General features: G+C 39.7%; 20 protein-coding genes. 10 read left to right on the forward strand and 10 right to left on the reverse strand.

Going from position 1 to position 21,273, the window contains the following annotated elements; genetic code table 11:
• Positions 1-35: 35 nt before the first annotated feature.
• From JKG64_RS15215 to JKG64_RS15225, 3 genes are all read right to left on the reverse strand, one after another.
• Complete coding sequence (locus tag JKG64_RS15215; RefSeq protein WP_210355180.1) at positions 36-1,313, reverse strand: murein hydrolase activator EnvC family protein; 1,278 nt, start codon at positions 1,311-1,313, stop codon at positions 36-38.
• Positions 1,314-1,413: 100 nt separating this feature from the next.
• Positions 1,414-2,184 carry a DUF4292 domain-containing protein gene (locus JKG64_RS15220; protein ID WP_210355181.1) on the reverse strand — a complete coding sequence of 257 codons (771 nt, stop codon included), beginning with the start codon at positions 2,182-2,184 and terminating at the stop codon, positions 1,414-1,416.
• Positions 2,174-3,874, reverse strand: coding sequence for a tetratricopeptide repeat protein (locus JKG64_RS15225; protein WP_210355182.1), 1,701 nt, complete (start codon positions 3,872-3,874; stop codon positions 2,174-2,176). The genes JKG64_RS15220 and JKG64_RS15225 overlap by 11 nt, the downstream gene beginning before the upstream one ends.
• A gap of 331 nt (positions 3,875-4,205) precedes the next feature.
• Between JKG64_RS15225 and rplM the strand changes: the two genes are divergently transcribed.
• The 4 genes from rplM (at position 4,206) to tsf (ending at position 6,873) form a co-directional block, all read left to right on the forward strand.
• On the forward strand, positions 4,206-4,649 hold the full coding sequence (rplM, locus tag JKG64_RS15230) for a 50S ribosomal protein L13 (RefSeq protein WP_210355183.1): 444 nt from the start codon (positions 4,206-4,208) through the stop codon (positions 4,647-4,649).
• 11 nt (positions 4,650-4,660) lie between these two features.
• On the forward strand, positions 4,661-5,047 hold the full coding sequence (gene rpsI, locus JKG64_RS15235) for a 30S ribosomal protein S9 (RefSeq protein WP_021068909.1): 387 nt from the start codon (positions 4,661-4,663) through the stop codon (positions 5,045-5,047).
• Between the two features lie 18 nt (positions 5,048-5,065).
• Positions 5,066-5,872, forward strand: coding sequence for a 30S ribosomal protein S2 (rpsB, locus tag JKG64_RS15240; protein WP_210355184.1), 807 nt, complete (start codon positions 5,066-5,068; stop codon positions 5,870-5,872).
• 164 nt (positions 5,873-6,036) lie between these two features.
• Positions 6,037-6,873, forward strand: a complete 837-nt coding sequence (gene tsf / locus JKG64_RS15245) for a translation elongation factor Ts (RefSeq protein ID WP_210355185.1) — start codon at positions 6,037-6,039, stop codon at positions 6,871-6,873.
• A 76-nt stretch (positions 6,874-6,949) separates the two neighbouring features.
• On the opposite strand, the gene JKG64_RS15250 is transcribed toward tsf, so the two are convergent.
• From JKG64_RS15250 to JKG64_RS15275, 6 genes are all read right to left on the reverse strand, one after another.
• On the reverse strand, positions 6,950-7,594 hold the full coding sequence (locus JKG64_RS15250; RefSeq protein ID WP_210355186.1) for a hypothetical protein: 645 nt from the start codon (positions 7,592-7,594) through the stop codon (positions 6,950-6,952).
• A 4-nt stretch (positions 7,595-7,598) separates the two neighbouring features.
• Entirely contained in the window at positions 7,599-8,681 is a 1,083-nt protein-coding gene (locus tag JKG64_RS15255) for an aminotransferase class V-fold PLP-dependent enzyme (RefSeq protein ID WP_210355187.1), read from the reverse strand.
• Positions 8,650-9,327 (reverse strand): leucyl/phenylalanyl-tRNA--protein transferase, encoded by a 678-nt coding sequence (gene aat / locus JKG64_RS15260; protein WP_210355188.1) that lies wholly within the window; start codon positions 9,325-9,327, stop codon positions 8,650-8,652. Before aat ends, JKG64_RS15255 begins: the two co-directional genes overlap by 32 nt.
• Before the next feature lie 21 nt (positions 9,328-9,348).
• The gene (rbfA, locus tag JKG64_RS15265; RefSeq protein ID WP_210355189.1) at positions 9,349-9,720 is read right to left on the reverse strand and encodes a 30S ribosome-binding factor RbfA; all 372 of its coding nucleotides are present in this window, start codon (positions 9,718-9,720) and stop codon (positions 9,349-9,351) included.
• A gap of 549 nt (positions 9,721-10,269) precedes the next feature.
• A complete protein-coding gene (locus tag JKG64_RS15270; protein ID WP_210355190.1) occupies positions 10,270-11,328 on the reverse strand; it encodes an AI-2E family transporter in 1,059 nt (352 codons plus the stop codon).
• 17 nt (positions 11,329-11,345) lie between these two features.
• Entirely contained in the window at positions 11,346-11,744 is a 399-nt protein-coding gene (locus JKG64_RS15275; protein WP_210355191.1) for a hypothetical protein, read from the reverse strand.
• 426 nt (positions 11,745-12,170) lie between these two features.
• Between JKG64_RS15275 and hemA the strand changes: the two genes are divergently transcribed.
• The 6 genes from hemA to JKG64_RS15305 all read left to right on the forward strand — a co-directional run bounded on the left by hemA (position 12,171) and on the right by JKG64_RS15305 (position 18,977).
• Positions 12,171-13,412, forward strand: a complete 1,242-nt coding sequence (gene hemA, locus JKG64_RS15280) for a glutamyl-tRNA reductase (RefSeq protein WP_210355192.1) — start codon at positions 12,171-12,173, stop codon at positions 13,410-13,412.
• A 106-nt stretch (positions 13,413-13,518) separates the two neighbouring features.
• Positions 13,519-15,108, forward strand: a complete 1,590-nt coding sequence (gene hemC, locus JKG64_RS15285; RefSeq protein WP_246512623.1) for a hydroxymethylbilane synthase — start codon at positions 13,519-13,521, stop codon at positions 15,106-15,108.
• 28 nt (positions 15,109-15,136) lie between these two features.
• Complete coding sequence (gene hemB / locus JKG64_RS15290; protein ID WP_210355193.1) at positions 15,137-16,108, forward strand: porphobilinogen synthase; 972 nt, start codon at positions 15,137-15,139, stop codon at positions 16,106-16,108.
• A 30-nt stretch (positions 16,109-16,138) separates the two neighbouring features.
• Complete coding sequence (gene hemL / locus JKG64_RS15295; protein ID WP_210355194.1) at positions 16,139-17,449, forward strand: glutamate-1-semialdehyde 2,1-aminomutase; 1,311 nt, start codon at positions 16,139-16,141, stop codon at positions 17,447-17,449.
• A gap of 127 nt (positions 17,450-17,576) precedes the next feature.
• Positions 17,577-18,389, forward strand: coding sequence for a hypothetical protein (locus tag JKG64_RS15300; protein ID WP_210355195.1), 813 nt, complete (start codon positions 17,577-17,579; stop codon positions 18,387-18,389).
• A gap of 171 nt (positions 18,390-18,560) precedes the next feature.
• Positions 18,561-18,977: a hypothetical protein gene (locus JKG64_RS15305; RefSeq protein ID WP_210355196.1), complete on the forward strand. Its 417-nt coding sequence runs from the start codon at positions 18,561-18,563 to the stop codon at positions 18,975-18,977.
• Positions 18,978-19,929: 952 nt separating this feature from the next.
• On the opposite strand, the gene JKG64_RS15310 is transcribed toward JKG64_RS15305, so the two are convergent.
• On the reverse strand, positions 19,930-21,273 hold the full coding sequence (locus tag JKG64_RS15310; RefSeq protein ID WP_210355197.1) for an aryl-sulfate sulfotransferase: 1,344 nt from the start codon (positions 21,271-21,273) through the stop codon (positions 19,930-19,932).

Here is a 21,273-nt window from a genome sequence, read left to right on the forward strand (position 1 = left end):
ACAAATATAGATATTAATAAATTAATATCCCGTAACTATCTTGCTATCCAAGCAGATGGATCCAAAACAGTCTCTCCCTGGAAGACACTGAAATCAATATATGAAAACCCTTCTTCGGCATCTCCAGCAGCTGTACCGATTACGGTACCTGTACTTACGGACTGGCCTTTGCTGACCGAAGTTGTCTTCAAATTGGAATAAGCGGTATAATAATTACCATGCTTAACGACCACCGCTGAAGTTCCCATGCTTACAACCTGCACTACCGTTCCGGAAAACACTGACTTTACCGCTGCACCATCTCCTGTCCGAATACGGATATAGTCATAGAAGTCCCTAACTCCATGCTCAACAACTACACTTCCATAGTTACGAACGATATTACCCTGCGCTACAGGCCAAGGTAACCCTCCTCTATTAGCCTGAAAACTTGCAGACAATTTTGCGACTTCAGGTGTACTCGCAATAACGTCAGCTCCTTTTCTCTTATCAATTTCCTTCCGCGCGTCTTCAACCGATTTACCCGTTTTTTTCGACTCAGCCAAGGCTGCTTTCTGTCTTGCTTCTTCCGCTCTCCGTCTCTCCTCTGCTGCCTCCTTAGCAATTGCGGCTTTTATCAACGAATTTAACTTCTTCCGCTCCTGTTGTTTTGCAGACAATTGACCTTGGAATGACCTTTCCTCTTTTGCCAACTGGCTTAATTGTCCTTGATGCTCCGAACGGTCTTTGGCGATAACATCTCTTTCTTTTCGTTGCTCAGCCAATAGCTCATTCTGTGTCTTTCTATCTACTTCCAGACGTGCGATCTTCAGCTCTATCTCTTTTTTCACTTCCTCGATTTCGGCTGCTTTAATTTTTCGGGCATCATTAAACTGTTGCAAATATTTTACCCTTTTAAAGGCCTGGTTAAAATCCTTGGAAGCAAAAATAAACATCATCTTGTTGTAGGCATTCTTGTTACGGAACGCGAACATGATCATCTTCTCATAATCTTGACGCATTTTCTCGAGTTCAACTTTTAGTGCTGCTACCGATTTTGTATTGTCATTGATCTGCTTAGAGAGGTTACTCAACTCGCGATTGATGATGGTAATTTTATCTTCCCGTAAATTCAGCTGTCGGCTGAGTGCATTAACCTCCTTTTGGGAAAGGAGCTTTTCTTTGGTTTTGGCAGACAACTCTTTGTTCAAGGCAGAAATATCGGCATTGATTTTTTCCAATTGCTTCTTGAGTTCCACACTGCTTTGACCGTATGAGAAATGCGCACATGCGCCAATTATAAATATACTGAGTAATATTTTCTTAAAAACCATGAATTGCTATTTCTAAACTTAGCGTTTTATATAACCTCCAAAAATAAACATATCTCACCTACTTGCCTAATAAAAATAACTTTTTAACACCTTCACCACATCATTCTACCATTTTATATTTAGCGGGCACAGCAAAAGGCGTATCTATATCCTGATTGAAATCAACTTTATTGTAATTTAAGATTGCACTTATCGACATCCCTCCAGCCCCAAGTTTTATCTGTTGATTCTGTGGAAAACTATAGCCACCAGAAACCGCAAAATTACTATAGAAGGACTCTAGGTTATCATCACGTCCTACAACATTCAACCGGAATACCTTAGGCCTATTCTTCTCATTTAAACTGTATTGAAAAGCCAATTGGTCTTTTACTCCAACAATCTGCACCTCATTAGACGCACTCGCCACTGTAATTTGATCGGTCCGCAACAAAGGCTGCGACACATTAGCCATTAAAAGATCCTGCAACGTAAAAAATGAAACCCCTTCTCCTATATACCGATGCACGTAATCAAAACGCTTCGCGACGTACTCACTTCTCATTTTATTTAAGATCTGTATGCTGTCTGGCGTGATCTTAACACGTGCAACTTCAAAATTAATCAATGTTGCAGTTACCGAAATCCATATCTCGCGATCACGCAGGATCCTGACATGTAAAGTCACATCGTGCTTTTCATTATCAAACTCAATTTTCGATTTTGCTCGTCCTGAAAATGTACTAAAATCGAGATTATTAATCAAATAACCTTCTGTTCCACTCTTGTATGCTGTTCCTTCTCCACCTTTCGCACCGACCACTTGTTTCTTACTACCGCAACCGAATACAATAGATAATGTTAGCAACAACAAAACACACCTACTCCACATATCGTTTATCTTTTATTTTTAACTTAATCTTATTTACGTCCACGTTATCACCTTTGACAAGAGACAATGCTTTTTCCCACTGTTTGACCGCTTCCTTTTCTCTACCAAGCTGTATAAGGATATCGCCATAGTGTTCGAATAACAAAGCAGATGGAGATGCAGAAGATTTAATGGCTTTTTCCATCCAAAAGGCAGCCTCTTTATAAGAGCCCTGCTGAAATAGAACCCAGGCATAGGTATCTTGAAAAGTAGATGAATTTACATCTATTTCATTCGCCTTCTTTGCATAACCTGCCGCCTTATCCAGATCCTTTTTCCGAATAGAGAGGTAATAAGCTAAATTATTCATAGCTGTACTATTCGTACTATCCAATTGTATGGCTTCTTCATAAGCGACATCCGAAGCGGCATCCATTTTCAACTGATGGTACAGATCACCGAGTCCGCTATAGATGATTGACCTCAAATAGGTATTCTCCTCCTCACTATGATCCAAAGCCATCTCCAACATAATACGTGTCTTTTCAAAATCCTCCTTTACCATGAAAGCCAACCCAGAAAAATACATCAGCATCGCATTACCGGGGTTTGCACGGATCGCTTCGTCTGCGTGACGAATAGCTTCGTCGACCTCATTCAATCCTAAATCAGTATTGATTAGCATACGCCAAGCATCAACATGCCTAGGATTAATCCCTACAGCAGTAAGAAATAGTGAGCGGGCCTCTGCGGTATTCCCTTTACGCCATAACACTTCACCTTTGACCACATGACTCTCTGCTATTCTCGGGTGCACCAAGACCAACGTATTGGCCAGTGTTTGAATTTGATCCAAGGTGAATCCCTTAAAATCAGGATGCATTACATTCAACATCACGCGATGCTTATCCCCGAACTCGACCTGACTAGACTCAAATGCAAGCTTTAGCGACTCGAAAGTCATCTTCATTTTACCATCCGACTTATACGCATCTGCAAGATCAAGGTACAACACCGGATCTTTACTATATTTTATTCCTCGCTCTAAAATCGCAATAGCCGGCTTGGTCTTACCACTTTGCAAATTAACATAGGCCAATGTACCATATACATGTCTTAATGTTGATTTACCATCCCATGGCTCTAAAAGCGACTCTGCATCCTTAAAACGATCATTCATCACGTAAACATCGGCCAATACCACATCCAATGTATCCGAGGCATGTCCGCGAGCCACCTCATCGTGATACACTGCAATAGCCTCATCCAGCTTCTTCGCATTGGACAACAACATAATCAAATCTCTTGCTATAGAAGGAACCCCTGCATGTCTTCCTCTCAGGTCCTCTAGTATAATACTCGCCTCTGCCCAGTTCTGCTTACTTTTATAAAGCTCTACCAATAGGTTTGCGTGCATAACATTCGCATCATACCGATAGGCTGCTTTGGCATTTTCTAAGGCCTCTTCGTAATTCCCGGTCTGGCCGAACAATAAAGCTTTCGCATAATAGACTTCAGCAGCGTCCGGGTACTGCGCCGTAATACGTTCCATTTCACCCATAGCTTCCCTAAAGTCACCAACTTTCAATCGCTCTTCCACCTTTGCCAACTGCATCTTATAAGGAGGGTCAACACGCTGGGCGTTTGCAGCTCCTGCAAACAATAACACCCCCAATACGAATACTTTTTTTAGCAAACCTTTCACTTTCATATTCAAAACCATCTTCAAAATCATAGTAACACCTTTACTAAGGTAACATATTGCCTTAAAAAAAGAGTACAATAGTATCAAAAAGTTTAATCCCAAACTCCTTAATAAATGTTAAAATTATCCATCCTACTATAGACTTTATAAGGGGTATGCCACTTTTCATGCCAATTTGGAGGTACACATCTATTCTCTTAAAAAACGAAAAACATAAACTCCAAAATAAAAGGCGCACTGTACTTGTGTTTTAAGAAATAAAAATTGTACCTTTGCAATCCGATTGTAGTGATTACGATTGGTAAAATAACAAGTTTAATTAATTAAATAAAAGCAAGTGAATACGTTAAGTTACAAAACTGTCTCTGCCAACAAGAACACCGTTAACAAAGAGTGGATCGTTGTTGACGCTGAGGGCGAGATCTTGGGGCGCTTGGCCAGTGAAATTGCGAAAGTAATTCGTGGAAAACACAAGCCTACATTTACCCCACACGTAGACTGCGGTGATAACGTGATTGTTATCAATGCGGACAAAATCAAAATGACAGGAAACAAATTAAGCGACAAAACTTATGTTCGCTACACAGGCTACCCAGGTGGTCAGCGTTTTGTTTCTCCGAAAGAATTAATGGCTAAGCATCCTGAGCGCATCATCGAGAAAGCGGTACGTGGTATGTTACCTAAAAACCGTCTTGGCCGTCAGTTGTACAGAAATTTATTTGTATATGCTGGTGGTGAGCACAAACATGAGGCACAAAACCCAAAACCAGTTAAATTCTAAGGAGCATTATTATGTCAACAACTAACACTTCAGGAAGAAGAAAAACTGCTGTTGCTCGTATTTACTTAGGAGCAGGTAGCGGAAACATTACCATCAACGGTAAAGATTACAAAGAGTATTTCCCAACATTGCCTTTGCAGTACATTGCTACTCAATCATTATTAGTAGCAGAGTCACTAACAAATTTTGATGTTAAAGTTAACGTTCATGGTGGCGGAGTTAAAGGTCAAGCAGAAGCGGTACGTTTAGCAATTGCTAAAGCACTAGTTGAGCTAGACCCAGAAGTAAAACCAGCTTTACGTGCTAAAGGTTTAGTAACGCGTGATGACCGTATGGTTGAGCGTAAAAAACCAGGACGCAAGAAAGCTCGTAGAAGATTCCAATTCAGTAAACGTTAATCAAAGGAGGATCACAAAATGGCAAGAACTACTTATCAAGATTTATTGGATGCTGGTGTTCACTTTGGTCACCTTACTCGTAAATGGGACCCGAAAATGGCTAAGTACATTTTCATGGAACGCAACGGTATTCACATTATCGATTTAAACAAGACTCTTACGAAATTAGAAGAAGCAGCTTCTGCTATCAAACAAATCGTAAAATCAGGTCGTAAAGTTTTATTCGTAGCAACGAAAAAACAAGCAAAAGAAATCATCGCACAACAAGCTAAGGATGTAAACATGCCTTATGTTACAGAGCGTTGGTTAGGTGGTATGCTTACAAACTTCGCAACAGTTCGTAAGTCTATCAAGAAAATGACTACTATTGACAAAATGCAAAAAGATGGTACATACGATGTATTATCTAAAAAGGAAAAATTAATGATTCAGCGTGAGCGTATCAAATTAGAGAACCTTTTAGGAGGTATCGCTGATTTGAATCGTTTACCAGCAGCTTTATTCATCATCGACGTGAAGAAAGAGCACATTGCAGTAGCTGAAGCTATTAAATTGAACATTCCTACTTTTGCAATGGTAGATACAAACTCTGATCCTACAAACATTGATTTCCCAATTCCAGCAAATGATGACGCTACTAAATCTATTAGCTTAATCGCAGGAATTATTGGACAAGCAATCGTTGAAGGTTTAGAAGAGCGTAAACGCGATAAAGAAGAAGATGCGGAAAAAGAAGCTGTTGCAGCTAAAGCAGCAGTTGACAATGGTGAAGCAACAGATGCTGCTCCAGGAAAACGCACTCGTAAAGCAAAAGACGTAGAATAATAATTCTATATTAAGCCGGATGGACAAGTGTTGGTTTCTGGAAGAAAAGCTTCCTTAAACAAACTCGTCTATCCGGTTTCTTTTTATAACATTAACAATAGCTTTACTTACAAAGTATACTTTTGTTAATCCTACAATTGTAATTTTAAAAAAAATAAAATATCATGTCAGTACAAATTTCTGCATCAGATGTAAACAAATTGCGTCAACAAACAGGCGCAGGTATGATGGATTGTAAAAAAGCTCTAGTAGAAGCAAACGGCGATTTCGAAGCTGCTGTTGACTACCTACGTAAAAAAGGAGCTAAAGTAGCTGCTAGCCGTCAGGACCGTGATTCTAACGAAGGTGTTATCATCGCTAAATCTTCAGCTGATGGTAAAACTGGTATCGTAGTAGAAGTTAACTGTGAAACTGACTTCGTAGCTAAGAATGCTGATTTCGTAGCTTTCGCTGATAAAATCGCTGATGTAGCTTTAGCTAACACTCCAGCTTCTTTGGATGCATTAAAAGCGTTAACAGTTGATGGAAAAGTTATTTCAGAAGCTTTAATCGAGCAAACTGGTGTAATCGGCGAGAAAATCGACGTTTCTAAGTTCGAAATCGTAACTGGTGAAAAAGTAGTTTCTTATATCCACGGTAACTACCGTTTAGGTGTATTAGTAGGTCTTTCTGCTGACGCAGCAGGAGCTGAAGAAGCTGGTAAAGATGTAGCTATGCAAATCGCTGCAATGAACCCAGTTTCTATCGATAAAGATGGTGTTGATTCAAAAACTATCGAGCGCGAATTAGAAATTGCTAAAGAGCAAATCCGTGCAGAAGGTAAACCAGAAGAAATGGTAGAAAAAATCGCTGCTGGTAAATTGAATAAATTCTACAAAGAGAACACTTTATTGAACCAAGAGTTCGTAAAAGATTCTTCTAAAAACATCGCTCAGTTCTTAGATACAGTTTCTAAAGGATTGACTGTAACTGCTTTCAAACGCGTTCAATTAGGAGAATAATCAGAGTATTTACTCGGAAAATATAAAAAACCTGCTTTAAAATTTAAAGCAGGTTTTTTTATGGCCTTGATATTCATCACTTATTCGGCCGGTGTGATATAAAATGGGATTTCAACTTATCCAATCCAATATCCTCTTCTTCTTTATCCAGTTCATACAGCCACACCTTATCATTCAACATCTCCACACGTTCCTTAGAGTTTATTAAATCCAGGGGTTTCACACGAAATTCTTTACTCAACGGTTGCTGCCGTGGCTGTAATGTTTTACTATGTTGAATTATCTGTATATGAAACGTAGGCCATTTACCTACAGTTGCAAAATTAGCCATATAGAACTGTGCATAATCATGCGTTGGAATCAAGTTTCCAAAAACACCCGTCACTTTGGTTCCAGATAATACAGAAACACTTACCAAGAGCTCAAAAGACGTTTCATTGATAATGTAAAACTTCGCTACACCATTTTTTTGTTCGCCTGCTACGCCTATGAAGATACCTTTATCGACGAACGGCTGGTTTGACGTAGAAGTACTTTCTTCTAGCTCGTCTTCGGGCATCCTCATATTCCCATGAACAAGTGTAACCTTGGTTTTTAAAACCGGAATCTCAAAACCCGTATCATCTGTAACGCCAATAACATCGTTGGCTTGAATAGAGGTAATATGCCCCTCAATGGGTTCCTCTACAAATCGTACCAAATCACCTATCTTCAAATTCATCTTTTTAACACACTTTGCTTAACACATCGACGACACGGTCAATGTCTTCTTTATTATTATATAAATGAATCCCTATACGGATTCCCTTTCCTCTCGGAAAACACTTAATCCCCTCCTCTTGCAACAATGGATAACAATCCTGCGGTACTTGCAAATTGATGAGCCCAGACCTACAAGACCTGCTTTCAACGATTGGAAGAATCCAATTTCGATCGATAAACCGCTCGTAAGCATAAGTCACCACCTCATCTAAATGCCGTTTTACGTTCGAGAGGCCTATTTCATTGAAGAAAAGAACAGACTGAAGCAATGTACCTTGACTAAGTACATCCTGGTGTCCCGGTTCAAAAAAGGTATCAAGAATTGACTTGTGTTCCCACATCAACTCTTTAGGCCGCTCCCGCTTCTGAGCATCTGCGTATAGCACATCTTTTAATCGGTCGGATATCATTACGTAACCATTTCCAAAACCTGCAACCATCCACTTGTAGCCGCTACCACATACCGCATCAAAGCCCGATTCCATAAAATCAAACGGTTCGGTCCCTAAATACTGTGTAGCATCACCTATCAGAATGAGATCTGGAAAATCACGTTTAAGCTCTTTAATAAAATCAAGATCTATCTTAAGCCCACTTATATACTGTACGATACTTAATATAAGTACATCGGTCTTTTGCTGCTTGAGTGCATCGAGAATGTTGGCTTCTAATCGTCCATCGCCAATCGCTACAATATCATAACGATAGCCCCGACTAATCACCGGATAGTTTAATGAAGGATAATCATCCTCGACCAATAAAAACGTGGATTCTCTAGGTAAGCCTTCCAGCAACACGTTGAACCCGAACGAAAAGTTCGGGACAGCATACACATTAGCTACTGGACAATTAAATAAACCCGATATCTCCGTCTTTACTCCCTTTATAAAAGCCACCTGCTGATCCCTTAAGCCACCCTGAGGATCAAAAAAAGCAAGCTCCCATTCCCGTCTCCATTCGTGATGCCTTATAGGCATTAGCCCATTTCCTGGGGTATTGAGATAAGTCAATCCCTTAGGGATATCGAAATAACTTTTGTAGTCCATTGTTTTCAACTTCTTGTTGTTGTAGTTTGCTATAAAAAAAAGATGCATCTACAGTAGTCGCCCCCATTGATGCTAAATGCGAAGAATAAATCTGGCAATCGATCAACTCCAGATCAAAGTTTTGACATAGGTAAATCAGGGCTGCCTTTGAGGCATCAGGAACCTTAGAAAACATGCTCTCTCCACAGAATACCTTACCGATCAAAACACCATATAATCCGCCTACAAGATTTCCGCCTTGACGCACTTCAATACTATGAGCATAGCCTTCCTGATGTAATCGAGCATAAGCAGTCAACATATCATCCACGATCCATGTTCCATCCTGACCTCTTCGCGCTACAGTAGAACACTGCTGCATGACATCTTCAAAACAAGTATTAAAGGATAGCTCAAATATATTCTTGGCAAGTACCTTAGTCATAGACTTACTCACCTTCACCTCTTGAGGATAGAGAATAAAACGTGCGTGAGGAGCGTACCACAGAATAGGCGTATCATCGCTGTACCATGGAAATATCCCGTTCTTGTAGGCCTCGAGTAATCGCTCGGTACGAAGATCGCCACCTACTGCCAGAAGCCCATCTTCCTCCGCCAACTGTACATCGGGAAACAAAATTAAATCTTCATCTAACTGAAATACCATGGGACAATAGACTTAGAGCTACTAATCTGGTTGTCTCGGTTCCTTACTGATTTCGTCAAAAAGGCGATCCATATGCTCGACATACTCATTGGTATCGTCAAGAAAAAACTCCAAATCTGGAACAATTCTAGCCTGATTCTTAATTCGTGCACCTAGCTTATACCTGATTTCACTGACTTTAGCCTTAATGCTTGCGATATCATCTTTGGCGGTATTGGTATTCAAAAAACTTAGATATACACGAGCTATCGCAAGATCTGGAGTAACACGAACCTTTGTTACTGTTATAAAAGCTCCCGGAGCCCAATTTTTTCCGTCCCGTAAAAACAGTTCGGCCAAATCCTGTTGGATGACTCCCGCGAATCTTTGTTGTCTCTTACTTTCCGTTCCCATGCTATATGAATATTTAAAATAATAATACAGGCGTCGACAATGTCAACACCTCACCTCTCACAAAATTAGACAAAATGCTTTGTATTCACGAACACCTGAAATAAAACTTTCGTCCCTGCTATTGATTCAATAACAGAGATGAACCGATCCCCATGTTATCGGGGAGCTCTCGAATGTCAATACAAAAAGAAATCATCATGAAAAAAGTTCTTGATGTCCTTTAAACCGAATGAAGAGAGCTCATGGGCCCCTTTAATCATAGTATCAAATCAATAACACATACATTTTAGGCAAAAAAAAAGACTTGTCGCGGGCAAGTGGACAAGTCTTCATCAAAATTAGTTTATAATTGGGTAGAAAAATTTCTTTCAAGTTTTAAGACTTTGTCGTCTATCAATATTCAGTTGTTTACTTTTGTTGGTTACAAATGTGAGTAAAGACTCACAAAGTATTTCTTTTCATCTCCCTTTGTGTTACAAACATAAGCAGATATTTATAATAATCGAAAATATATTTTAAAAAAAAGTAAGTGGTCACTTTTGTAACTATTTACTCTTCTTCTTTCTCCTGTGTAAATACATCAATCGATTGCCTTCCAAATTCATTGCTGTATACCTTAATTAAAACACCCACTGAAGAGAGAATGAGCGGTCCAAAGATAAGCCCCAGCATACCAAACATATTAAGTCCCAATAGTACACCAAACACCGTAATCATTGGTGGCACATTTCCTAAAGTCTTTAATATCGTAAATCGCAATATATTGTCGATCCCCCCCACTAGGAAAAAGCAATAGATCCCCAAACCAATACCACTGGCTGTCTCTCCGGATGCCAGTACCATTATCGTAACCGGAACATAGATGGTCATTGTTCCTAAAACCGGAACGATTGAAGCCACCCCTGTAAGCACGCCCAATAGCACAAAATTCTCTACACCAAAAATCCAGTACCCCAACATAGCCACCAATCCTTGGCAGATACCTAGAATAGGAATACCTAGCGCATTTGACCGCACCATCAAATTCACCTCATTCCAAATCTCATTCTTGCTACGAACAGAGAAAGGTATCGCTCTTTCTATCGCTCTCTCCATCGCTTTACCATGCACCTGCATAAAGTAAAGGACAAACAGCGTTACGACCACATTAATAACCACCTCGACAACAGAGTTTACGATATTGGGAATATATCTCGTGAGGCGCTGCACAAAAGCCAATAACGCTTCATCCGACATATCGATATCTTTAAGCAGTGGTTTGTCTTTCATATACTCCTTTATCAGATTAAACTGGTCAACCATCCGATCCGTATTCGTCAAGAATGTAGACAGCTGTGGTGCCAAGTAATCTACAATAGCCCATATCGGCAATACGATAAAGACAATCGAAATAAAAATATACATGACGCTGGTCATCGACTTATTCCACTTGCGTCCTTCAGTAAGTGAAAAATAAGAACTTCGGAATAAGATATACAGGGTAATTGCTCCCAAGAAACCTGGCAGATAATACAGCAGATTCTTAAAAATCAAAATGCAGATCAAGAGGATAATCAGAATCAGCATAATCTGATTAATAGGGGTATTATTTATCTGCTTAGCTCTCATATTATTTAGATTCTAAATCAATTAATCTCTTTGACCTTTTTAACACTCAGCACCGTGATGAATACCCCGATAAATAAAACGATCCACCCCCATTTCAAATGCAATGTCTTAGCTAGCATACCATCAACAAATTTCATCCCAAAATAATTGTTTATCTTAAAATAGACACCCAAGAAAGCAACCGCACACCAAACCAAGAGTAGATAAGATGTCAACCGGAACCAACTCACCTTCCTAAGTGTAAAAAAAAGAACCAATAACGATAGTAGTCCAATGGTCCCACCAAACAAGATAAGATCGGTCTGATACAAGTTCCAGTTTCCGATCAATGGCACCTTAAGAAAAGGACAAAACACCGTGGAAAACGCCGCAATAACTATCCCTAGCAATGCGTATATTTTATTAAGCACATACATAACGTAAAGGTAGATTTCAATTTTCGAATGTCAAAAAACTTTAGACGCAATTAGCAACATTTTTTAGTCCCTTTCTATCACGCACTCTTTCTCAAAAAAAGCGCTGAACTGGGATCAAAACCAATAATTAGTTCCTTGATCTCCGCAAGCATCCCCCTGCTCCTAAAGAGAAATTACCCTTAGATTTCACTTTGATCGTGCAAACTCTATAAACGTCGCAGGAGCTTAGACAAAAAACAAAGAAGGTATAACCAAGAAACACCCAAAAGAGAACCGCTAACAACATGCTGTAAAAAAGCGATTTAACAAAAAATTAACATTATTTATAACCCTTCTAAATTAGCTCGTTTGACAGATTTTTGACATAACACCCGAGGTTTTAGTCTACATTTGCATCAGTATAATAGAGGCTAGATTACCAAGGCGTTGAAGAATTTAAAAGTTATAGCATTTACCCACAAGCATGTTGACCTAAAAGATTTGGGCAATCTGGTGATTTGTAACGAAGAGTTAGATTCCAGATTAATCAATCTAAAAAACAACTTAGACATCCCTGAGATATTCTATATTGCAACATGTAACCGTGTGGAATTTGTTTTCTACGGAGCCCATGAACTGACTGATGATTTTATCGCGCACTTCATGGATAAGATGAACTTCTGCGTACCATCAGAAAGGCTTCAATGCTATCTAGGACAAGTAAACCGTTATTCTGGACTAGAGGCATTAAACCACCTTTTCAGAATGTCTTGTTCCTTAGAAAGCTTGGTCGTAGGTGAAAAAGAAATTTTAGCTCAGGTTAGAAGAGCCTACGAAAAGTGCAAAGAGGCAGGATTTACAGGAGACTTTCTTCGCCTCATGATGGATCGCCTTGTAAAAACAGCAAAAGAAGTCTACACCCATACCAATATTTCTCGGAATCCGATTTCTGTCGTATCGCTGGCATACCGCAAGCTGAAAGAAGTAAAACTATTAGGAAACCCTAGAATACTAGTAATTGGATCGGGAGAGACGAACCAAAACCTAGCGAAATATTTAAAAAAGCATAAACTTTCAAATTTTGTCGTTTTTAATAGAACAATTGAAAACGCAAAATCACTTGCCAGAGAGCTAAACTGTGAAGCTTATCCACTAAGCCAGCTGGCAGGCTACAAAGGAGGTTTTGATATTATGATCACCTGTACCGGTGCATCAGAAGCTATCATCGACAACAATCTATATCAAAACTTATTACAGGGAGATACCGATAAAAAGATCGTCGTCGATTTAGCAATACCAAACGACATAAACGCGGAAGTCATCCCCGACAATGCAATTCACTACATCGAAGTAAGCGGTTTACAAGCTATCGCAGAGAAAAACCTCCAAGAACGCTATGGAGAACTGACAGCTGCCGAAAAAATAATCAACGAAAACATCAAAGAATTTCTTCCACTTATTAAACAGCGTCGCGTTGAAGTGGCTATGCGTCAGGTACCTGACAAAATAAAAGAAATTCGGGAAATTGCGTTGAATGAGATTTTTGCACAAGATGTTAGTAAACTTGATCCGCAAGCGCGTGAAGTACTAGAAAAGGTCATTAACTACATGGAAAAAAAATACATAAAAGTTCCAATGGTAATGGCAAAAGAGATCTTGGTCAAAAACACCGAATTCGAAAACAATTAATTTACGATAATCTTCCTAAAAGATACTTTATTCTGACATTATATGATCAGATTATTAGGGTATTTGGCTAAATTTGCTGTGGTATTTTTCGTAACATAAACAATCCATGTTGAATAGAAAACTAATTATTGGAACTCGAGGCAGTGAGCTTGCACTGTGGCAGGCTAACTTTGTAAAAGACAGATTAGCGGAAATTGGCATAGAGGCCGAATTAAAAATCATCAAGACTCAAGGCGATATTATCCAACACCTTAGACTTGATAAACTAGAAGGAAAAGGCTTCTTCACCAAAGAGCTCGAAGAAGAACTACTTTCTTCTCAGATTGACCTAGCTGTACACTCCCACAAAGACTTGCCTACTGTAAATCCTCCAGGTCTAATCATTGCAGCGGTTTCAGAAAGAGAAAACCCTGCCGAAGTGATCATCATCCACAAAGACTGTGTCGATATCACAAAACGTCTATCCATAAAACATGCAGCTACAGTTGGTACTTCTTCAAACAGACGCAAAGCACAATTACTATCTCTTCGTCCAGACTTAGAATTTGAGGACCTTCGTGGTAACCTTCAAACGCGAATTCAAAAACTACGCGACGAAAAATACGACGCTATTGTCTTAGCAAAAGCAGGCGTAAACCGTATCAACATGGAACTTTCGGATTTCCATATTGAAGAGATCGCACCCGTAGAAATAATACCAGCCCCTGCACAAGGAGTATTAGCTATCCAAATCAGAGAATCTGACCAAGAGCTATTTAATACACTTCAAAAAATCAATGATACCAAAGTCGCACAGACGATCGCTGTAGAACGGAAAGTACTCAACATGTTTGACGCCGGTTGTCACGCTCCACTAGGCTGCTACTGCCGCGAACGTGATGGTAAATTTGAATCTTGGACTTCTATTGCAGAAGACAACGAGGATTTTCCAGATCGCCTATACCTACAGGCCGACACTACAGAGGGAATGGCTGAAGCCATATTCAACAAGTACAACAAATCCAGAAAACTTCCTTCCTCATTGTTTATTACAAGGGATCTGGATGAAAACTCCTATTTGGGCCGTTACTTAAAAAAGCATAACATACAGATCGACGCACGCTCGTTGATAAAAATATACCCAACGATCAATGTCCTCGACTCCTTTATATTGAAAAGAGCCGATTGGATCTTTTTCAACAGTAAAAATGCTATCGAGCATTTCTTCGCCCTTGACCCGCTCATTCTGAAAAAGACTAAAATTGCGGTATTGGGAAGAGGTTCGGAATCTACCTTACGAAAGTTCGGTCGAGTAGCAGACTTTTCTGGAGACGATCTTGGTATCAGTACAGAAGCTATCGCACAAGCTTTTGCAGAATTGGTCGACGGACAGACCGTCCTCATACCTAGAGCCAAAGACTCATTACAAAGTATACAAAAAGCTTTGACCCCAAATACGCATATTATAGATATGCCTATTTACGAAACAGTACTCGAAGAAGAGGTTGACAAATCCAATGCTGAGGTATTAGTTTTCACTAGCCCAAGCAATGTACAAGCCTACTTCAAAGAAAACCTTGCAGACCCAGGTCAAAAGATAATATGTATCGGCTATTCCACAGCACAGGCCATAGAAGAAATGGGACTTCCTTATACCCTACCCTTCTCACCGGATGAAATGGGACTGGCCGAAGCCATATTTGGACTGGATATGTAAATCGAACTTTGTACTAAAAGACTAAGAAATGTTAAAACGCCCTAGAAGAAACAGAAAGTCTCCTGTCATTCGTAACATGATACAGGAAACACACGTATCAGCAGCTAATCTAATCTTCCCTCTATTTATTGTAGATGGGGAGAACCAAAAGGTAGAGGTAAAATCCATGCCGGGTATCTATCGCTACTCTATAGACAACTTGCTTAGAGAGGTAGAAAGCTGTCTCAAAATCGGTTTGAACGCATTTGACTTATTCCCTGCTGTAGAAGAAGCACTGAAAGATAAATACGCAACAGAGAGCTATAGAGAAGGTACGCTTTATTTGCGCGCTATTGAGGCCGTAAAAAAGAACTTCCCAGAGGCATGCGTTGTGACCGATGTCGCTATGGATCCATATAGCTCCGATGGTCATGACGGTATCGTAAAAGATGGCGAAATCTTAAACGATGAGACACTGGAGGTTTTAGGTAAAATGGCACTAGCCCATGCTCAATCTGGAGCTGATATTATCGCTCCTTCCGATATGATGGATGGACGAATTGGCTATATCAGAGAAATCCTGGATTCAAACGGCTATACTGATGTATCACTGATGTCCTATACCGCAAAATATGCTTCGGCATACTATGGTCCATTCCGTGATGCCTTAGGATCGGCACCTAAAAATGGAGATAAAAAAACCTATCAGATGAATCCTGCAAATAGCAGAGAAGCGCTGATCGAAGCACAGCTGGATATGGAAGAAGGGGCAGATTTCCTTATGGTAAAACCAGGTCTTCCTTACTTAGATATCATCAAGCTATTGCATGACAATTTTGACCTGCCGATAGCGGCCTACAATGTATCGGGAGAATATGCTATGCTTAAAGCTGCAATAGCAAATGGATGGCTTTCAGAAGCTGTGATTATGGAAACACTATTAAGTTTCCGCCGTGCTGGGGCGACTTCTATATTGACCTATCATGCAAAAGAGGTCATAGAAAAGGGCTGGGTAAAATAGATCTGAAAAAAACAAACTCTTATTAACGTTATGGCGACAAAAGATATATCAAGAGAGAAATCTGCTCAACTTTTTGAGAAGGCTAAAAATTATTTCCCGGGGGGGGTCAACTCTCCTGTACGTGCGTTTAAATCTGTATATGGCAGTCCATTATTTATTGAACGCGGAGACGGTTCGCGTCTCTGGGATGCGGACAACAACGAGTTCATAGACTTCTGTTGCTCTTGGGGTCCTTTGATCCTAGGACATAATAATCCGGAAATCCGCGAAGCGGTACAAGCCCAATTGGGTAAGGGATTGAGCTTTGGAGCTCCTACCCGTCTCGAAAATGAACTTGCCGATCTGATATTAACACACAATAAATATATTGAGAAGATACGCTTTGTTAGTTCAGGCACCGAAGCGGTTATGTCTGCAATTAGGCTAGCCCGCGGCTACACGAATAGAAGTAAAATTGTCAAATTCGAAGGCTGTTATCACGGTCACTCCGATTCACTTCTTGTAAAAGCGGGATCAGGCTTGGTCACCTTTGGAGAAACTTCTTCTGCTGGAGTCCCCAAAGCATTTGCCGACGAAACAATCGTAATCGCTCTAAATGATAAAGAAGCATTGGAGAAAGTCTTCTCTGATTTCAAAGACCAGATTGCAACCGTAATCATCGAGGGGATCCCAGCCAACAATGGACTGCTTATCCAGGACAAAGAGTATATCCAATTCTTGCGAAAAATAACGAAAGACAATGGTGCTTTATTAATTTTCGACGAGGTGATAACCGGCTTTCGCTTAGGTTTTGAAGGTGCTGCAAAATATTACGACATACAACCCGACATACTTACTTACGGTAAGATCATCGGTGGTGGTATGCCTGTGGGAGCTTATGGAGCATCTTCCGAAATCATGTCAAACATATCCCCTGATGGGAATGTTTACCAGGCGGGTACACTATCGGGTAATCCTGTGGCTATGGCAGCAGGGATAGCAGCTTTACGGATATTGTCGCAACCTGGATTCTATGAAAAGTTAGAACAGACAACACAAGCTTTCATTAATGAAATTCAATCGTTCATTAACGAAAAGCAACTTGATGTAAAGATATTTACAGTAGGTTCGATTTTTTGGTTTGCCTTTGCAACTTCAGAACGTATACAGCGTGCTGACCAGATCAATCCGAATTCCATGTTGTATTATAAAAAAATGCACCGTGAGTTGCTCAATAGAGGAATATACTTTGGTCCATCGGGCTATGAAGTAGGATTCATATCCGCGGCACATACAGAAGCTGACCTAGCGACAGCTCTCGCTGCAATCAAAGATTCTTTACTGATTGCTTTCGAAGCATAACCAAATTTAAAAAGCATGAAACGGGCTTCCTTTGCGTAGGAAGCCTGTTTTTTTATTCCTCAAAAACAAATACGGCAATCCAGCTGTTGTATACGTTACATTAAATTCACACATAAACGTTAATATTATGAAAAATTGGATATGTAGCATTACAGCACTGACATTACTAGCTTCCTTTAGTGCCTGTAATGGCCCCACAAAAAACACGGACGGTGAAGTCAAAGATAGTACGCTACTCAAAGATACAGTAGGTGCTATAGCCGTAAACCCTATAGCCCATGCAAAGGATTTTCCGGGTGCCACTTTGAGCATAGCCAGCATAACGGGTGAAAAAGTCGGTAGTGACTCTGCAAAAGTCACTGTAAAATATAACGTACACAACTTCAATCTGACCGAACAGACCACACACACCCACAATATGGCCAATTCTCATGAAGGTCAGCACATACACTTCATACTGGATAACACTCCTTATGCCGCACTGTACAAACCAGAGCATAGCGTTACCGTAGCACTCAACTCGGAGCATTACTTAATGTCCTTTCTATCTAGGTCATTTCATGAATCGATCAAAACAGTGGATGCGTCAAAATTGCTAAAATTCAAAGTAAATGCCAACGCTCAAATTGAAGAATTACCAAAAGTAACAACGCCCTCTCTCTTCTACAGCAGACCGAAAGGCGAATACAAAGGAGCAGATACCAAGACCATCCTATTGGATTTCTTTATAGAAAACACAACATTGGCTGCCGACGGAAATAAAGTCAAGGCAAACATCAATGGACAGGAATTCATACTCGATCAATGGGCCCCTTATGAAATACTCAATCTTCCTTTAGGCGAAAATCTTATAAAACTTACGCTAATTGATAAAGACGGTAATGCATTAACCGGCGATAATGTGTCTGTAGAGCGGAAAATAAAGCTTATTGCGGAATAATCAACATACTATATAAGGCGCTAGAACTACCTAGTCATAGAGTAAATCTAGAGCCTTATTCTTTTATGGCAATATTTTTGCTTAGATTAAACGATTAAAGACTTGTCGTGTCTTATCTTTATAAATAGAAAAAAGAAATCGATTGTTTAACATTGAAACTAATTTGAAAATATGAAACGATTATTACTAGCATTTGCGATAGCAGGGGCATCCCTCGTTACGCTTAATTCTTGTACAAAAGAATACATTACAAATAATTTTGTTCCTAGCCAGACTATGGTATACGAAAGATTTTCTAAAGACTGGACTGGATCGAAAAACAGTATTTATGTTGATCTAAACGTCAAAGAATTGACCAAATACTATATGGACCAAGGGATCGTAACACTTGCTATGAGTCAGGATGGAGAAAAAACGTTTCAGGCTATTCCTGGAACTATAGACGGTATATCCTATTCATTTGACTATCAACTCGGCAGTATCCGTGTTTATATAGAAGATCCAATAATGGACAACGGTGTGACAATCAATCCCCCTGATAAGGTAATCTTCAAAGTTTCATTAACAGATGCTGATTGGGTAGAATAAGACTTTAAGGAGGCTATCATTTTACAATGCGCCCAAAAAGTTAAACACTTTCTGGGCGCATTTTTATGTTGAATACTCCCAGTCCTCTACCTTTTCTAAATAGACTTCCTATCGCTACTTTTTGATAAAACAATAACTAAAAATAAGACACAAAAGGTTTGTTTTTCGGCCAAAATCAAGGGGGTACAAAAAAACATTTTGCCGTTTTCCAAACCTTTCTTACGCCATTTTAGAAGCAAAAAATAGCCCAAAAACAGCCTTATAGACATCAAAAACCAACTTTTAGAACGTCAGAAAATCGCAAAAAACCGACTCCCGCACGCTAGCGTGCGGAGTCTAGGCGCTAGCTATCCGAGTTGACAACCTAGCACGCAGCGATTAGGCGCTAGCGTATACGATTTAGATGCTAGCACCTAGCTTCTAATCGCTCCCGATTAACATCGGGAAGCTAACTCCCAATAAGCAAACGCTAGCATGCATTGTCCAGATCCTAGCCCGTCTATGCTATATGCTTGCTATCAGCCTCTCCGCGTTAGCGATTTGTATCCGCGAGCTAGCGTATCTCCTCTGCTCCCTAGCTTGCATAGTCTGTGTGCTAGCGTACCATGTCTACACCCTAGCGTCTATCTTCCCAACGCTAATGCATGAAATAGAATCGCTACCGTTCTTTCCACATAAGTTATCGAAAATAGACTATCCACCACAAGCATTTGGTGTTCCTATGTAAATTAACACTGAGCTTATAACTCAAAAAAATAGGGTAAAAATTGTCCTAAGCAGATGCTTAGGAGTTTAACAACTCTCTTACGTGCTGTAATGCCACCTCTCCAGGGTTCCTCCTACTCACCATTTTAACGATCTCCAAAATACGCTGACGCTAGTTAAAACTGTATATTGCTGTATTTTTTCGTCAATCAAGTAGCCCCCAGGATAACCAGATAGATCAATAGACCTACCTTTGCATATCGTTGAAAGCATCCAGGTACTCCACGCGATAAAGCATTCCATTGACTTTCTTTTTCCATAGCAGCTTACCAGTCAAGTCCAACTTCATAAACGTACCCGTCGTAGAACTTGTTACTAATAAACTGTTGTCATTCATCAAAATAACACTTCCCATTATGGCCGAGTAATAAGGATATGGAACATTTACAACTAATTTCGTTTTGGCGACTTTTAATCTCTCATCTATCTCAAAAGCTAATACACGTGAATAAGGCCTTTTTGCATGACCATTATCAAATACCATAATATCACCTTTATGATTGCGATGGGCATAATGTTGAAATACAAATTCAGATAAATGATCCATTGCTAAATCTCCATTTTCCCCCAATCGCCAAATCACCGCTCCATTTTTGGAGTCAACTTTCCATACTTGATGGAGAGCACGAAGCGATATTAAGTAATTATCGTCCTGATCTATAAATACCGAATTTATCCAAGGCTGCTCTTCAAAAGAAGACGGAAAATAGGTCTTGAATTCACTCGTATTCCATTCCCAAATTTTGCTTCCTGAACTACTCCATTGTACTAAACCATCCCAAATCCTTCCATCCTTAAAAGTATTTGTAATTAACACGTAATTACCCGCATTATTTTGTTTTAAATCATGATGAACCATTTGATCGAAGCCTTTATTGCCTAACTTTCCATAAAACAAGGTATCTCCTGCTAAGGTGCATTTGATAACAATATTACCATCTGCATAACTTGTCTTGTTCTCATCTTCGATCATTAGTATAGCATGGTCATCAGTCATATGAACCGATTTTACAACATTTGGACCTATGCGATACCAAACTAATTGACCATGATGATCTAATACATAGGTACAGCTAGGACTTGTCATATTCGAAAACAAAAAATAACCTTCCGGTTGATTGACTATTCCTTCATCATTGGAATTGTAAAAGTCTTTTACCCATTGCGGAATTTTAGCCGTGGTAAAATTTCTTAAACCAGAAACACTTTTCCCATTTATCAAAACATCAAATTCATAATCGGTATTTTCCAATAAATCCAATAAAGGAATTCGATGTTTAAAAAGAGACTTCTCAGTACTCACAGTTTTCCAATTCTCTTCACTTCCCTTTATTCGATATCGCAAAGAGACAATATCAGATCGTGTTAACTCAATAATTATTCGTGCCGAGAGCGCAGAATTCTCATCGTTTAAGACCTTGACTTGGGCAATCAAAGTATCGTCCTGCTGTGTACCCTTTGTGCAACTCGAAGATACAAGCGCACAAAGGAAAAACAACAGTATATATAAGTAAAAATAATATGGTTTCAT

This window comes from Sphingobacterium tabacisoli (genome assembly GCF_017908035.1).
Classification (GTDB): Bacteria; Bacteroidota; Bacteroidia; order Sphingobacteriales; family Sphingobacteriaceae; genus Sphingobacterium; species Sphingobacterium tabacisoli.

Excerpts from the sequence above, each read along its gene's own strand:
- JKG64_RS15215 (WP_210355180.1), bottom strand. The coding sequence starts at position 1,313 with ATGGTTTTTAAGAAAATATTACTCAGTATATTTATAATTGGCGCATGT.
- JKG64_RS15220 (WP_210355181.1), bottom strand. The coding sequence starts at position 2,184 with ATGTGGAGTAGGTGTGTTTTGTTGTTGCTAACATTATCTATTGTATTC.
- JKG64_RS15225 (WP_210355182.1), bottom strand. The coding sequence starts at position 3,874 with ATGAAAGTGAAAGGTTTGCTAAAAAAAGTATTCGTATTGGGGGTGTTA.
- rpsI (WP_021068909.1), top strand. The coding sequence starts at position 4,661 with ATGTCAACAACTAACACTTCAGGAAGAAGAAAAACTGCTGTTGCTCGT.
- rpsB (WP_210355184.1), top strand. The coding sequence starts at position 5,066 with ATGGCAAGAACTACTTATCAAGATTTATTGGATGCTGGTGTTCACTTT.
- tsf (WP_210355185.1), top strand. The coding sequence starts at position 6,037 with ATGTCAGTACAAATTTCTGCATCAGATGTAAACAAATTGCGTCAACAA.
- JKG64_RS15250 (WP_210355186.1), bottom strand. The coding sequence starts at position 7,594 with ATGAATTTGAAGATAGGTGATTTGGTACGATTTGTAGAGGAACCCATT.
- JKG64_RS15255 (WP_210355187.1), bottom strand. The coding sequence starts at position 8,681 with ATGGACTACAAAAGTTATTTCGATATCCCTAAGGGATTGACTTATCTC.
- aat (WP_210355188.1), bottom strand. The coding sequence starts at position 9,327 with ATGGTATTTCAGTTAGATGAAGATTTAATTTTGTTTCCCGATGTACAG.
- rbfA (WP_210355189.1), bottom strand. The coding sequence starts at position 9,720 with ATGGGAACGGAAAGTAAGAGACAACAAAGATTCGCGGGAGTCATCCAA.
- JKG64_RS15270 (WP_210355190.1), bottom strand. The coding sequence starts at position 11,328 with ATGAGAGCTAAGCAGATAAATAATACCCCTATTAATCAGATTATGCTG.
- JKG64_RS15275 (WP_210355191.1), bottom strand. The coding sequence starts at position 11,744 with ATGTATGTGCTTAATAAAATATACGCATTGCTAGGGATAGTTATTGCG.
- hemC (WP_246512623.1), top strand. The coding sequence starts at position 13,519 with ATGTTGAATAGAAAACTAATTATTGGAACTCGAGGCAGTGAGCTTGCA.
- hemB (WP_210355193.1), top strand. The coding sequence starts at position 15,137 with ATGTTAAAACGCCCTAGAAGAAACAGAAAGTCTCCTGTCATTCGTAAC.
- hemL (WP_210355194.1), top strand. The coding sequence starts at position 16,139 with ATGGCGACAAAAGATATATCAAGAGAGAAATCTGCTCAACTTTTTGAG.
- JKG64_RS15300 (WP_210355195.1), top strand. The coding sequence starts at position 17,577 with ATGAAAAATTGGATATGTAGCATTACAGCACTGACATTACTAGCTTCC.
- JKG64_RS15305 (WP_210355196.1), top strand. The coding sequence starts at position 18,561 with ATGAAACGATTATTACTAGCATTTGCGATAGCAGGGGCATCCCTCGTT.
- JKG64_RS15310 (WP_210355197.1), bottom strand. The coding sequence starts at position 21,273 with ATGAAACCATATTATTTTTACTTATATATACTGTTGTTTTTCCTTTGT.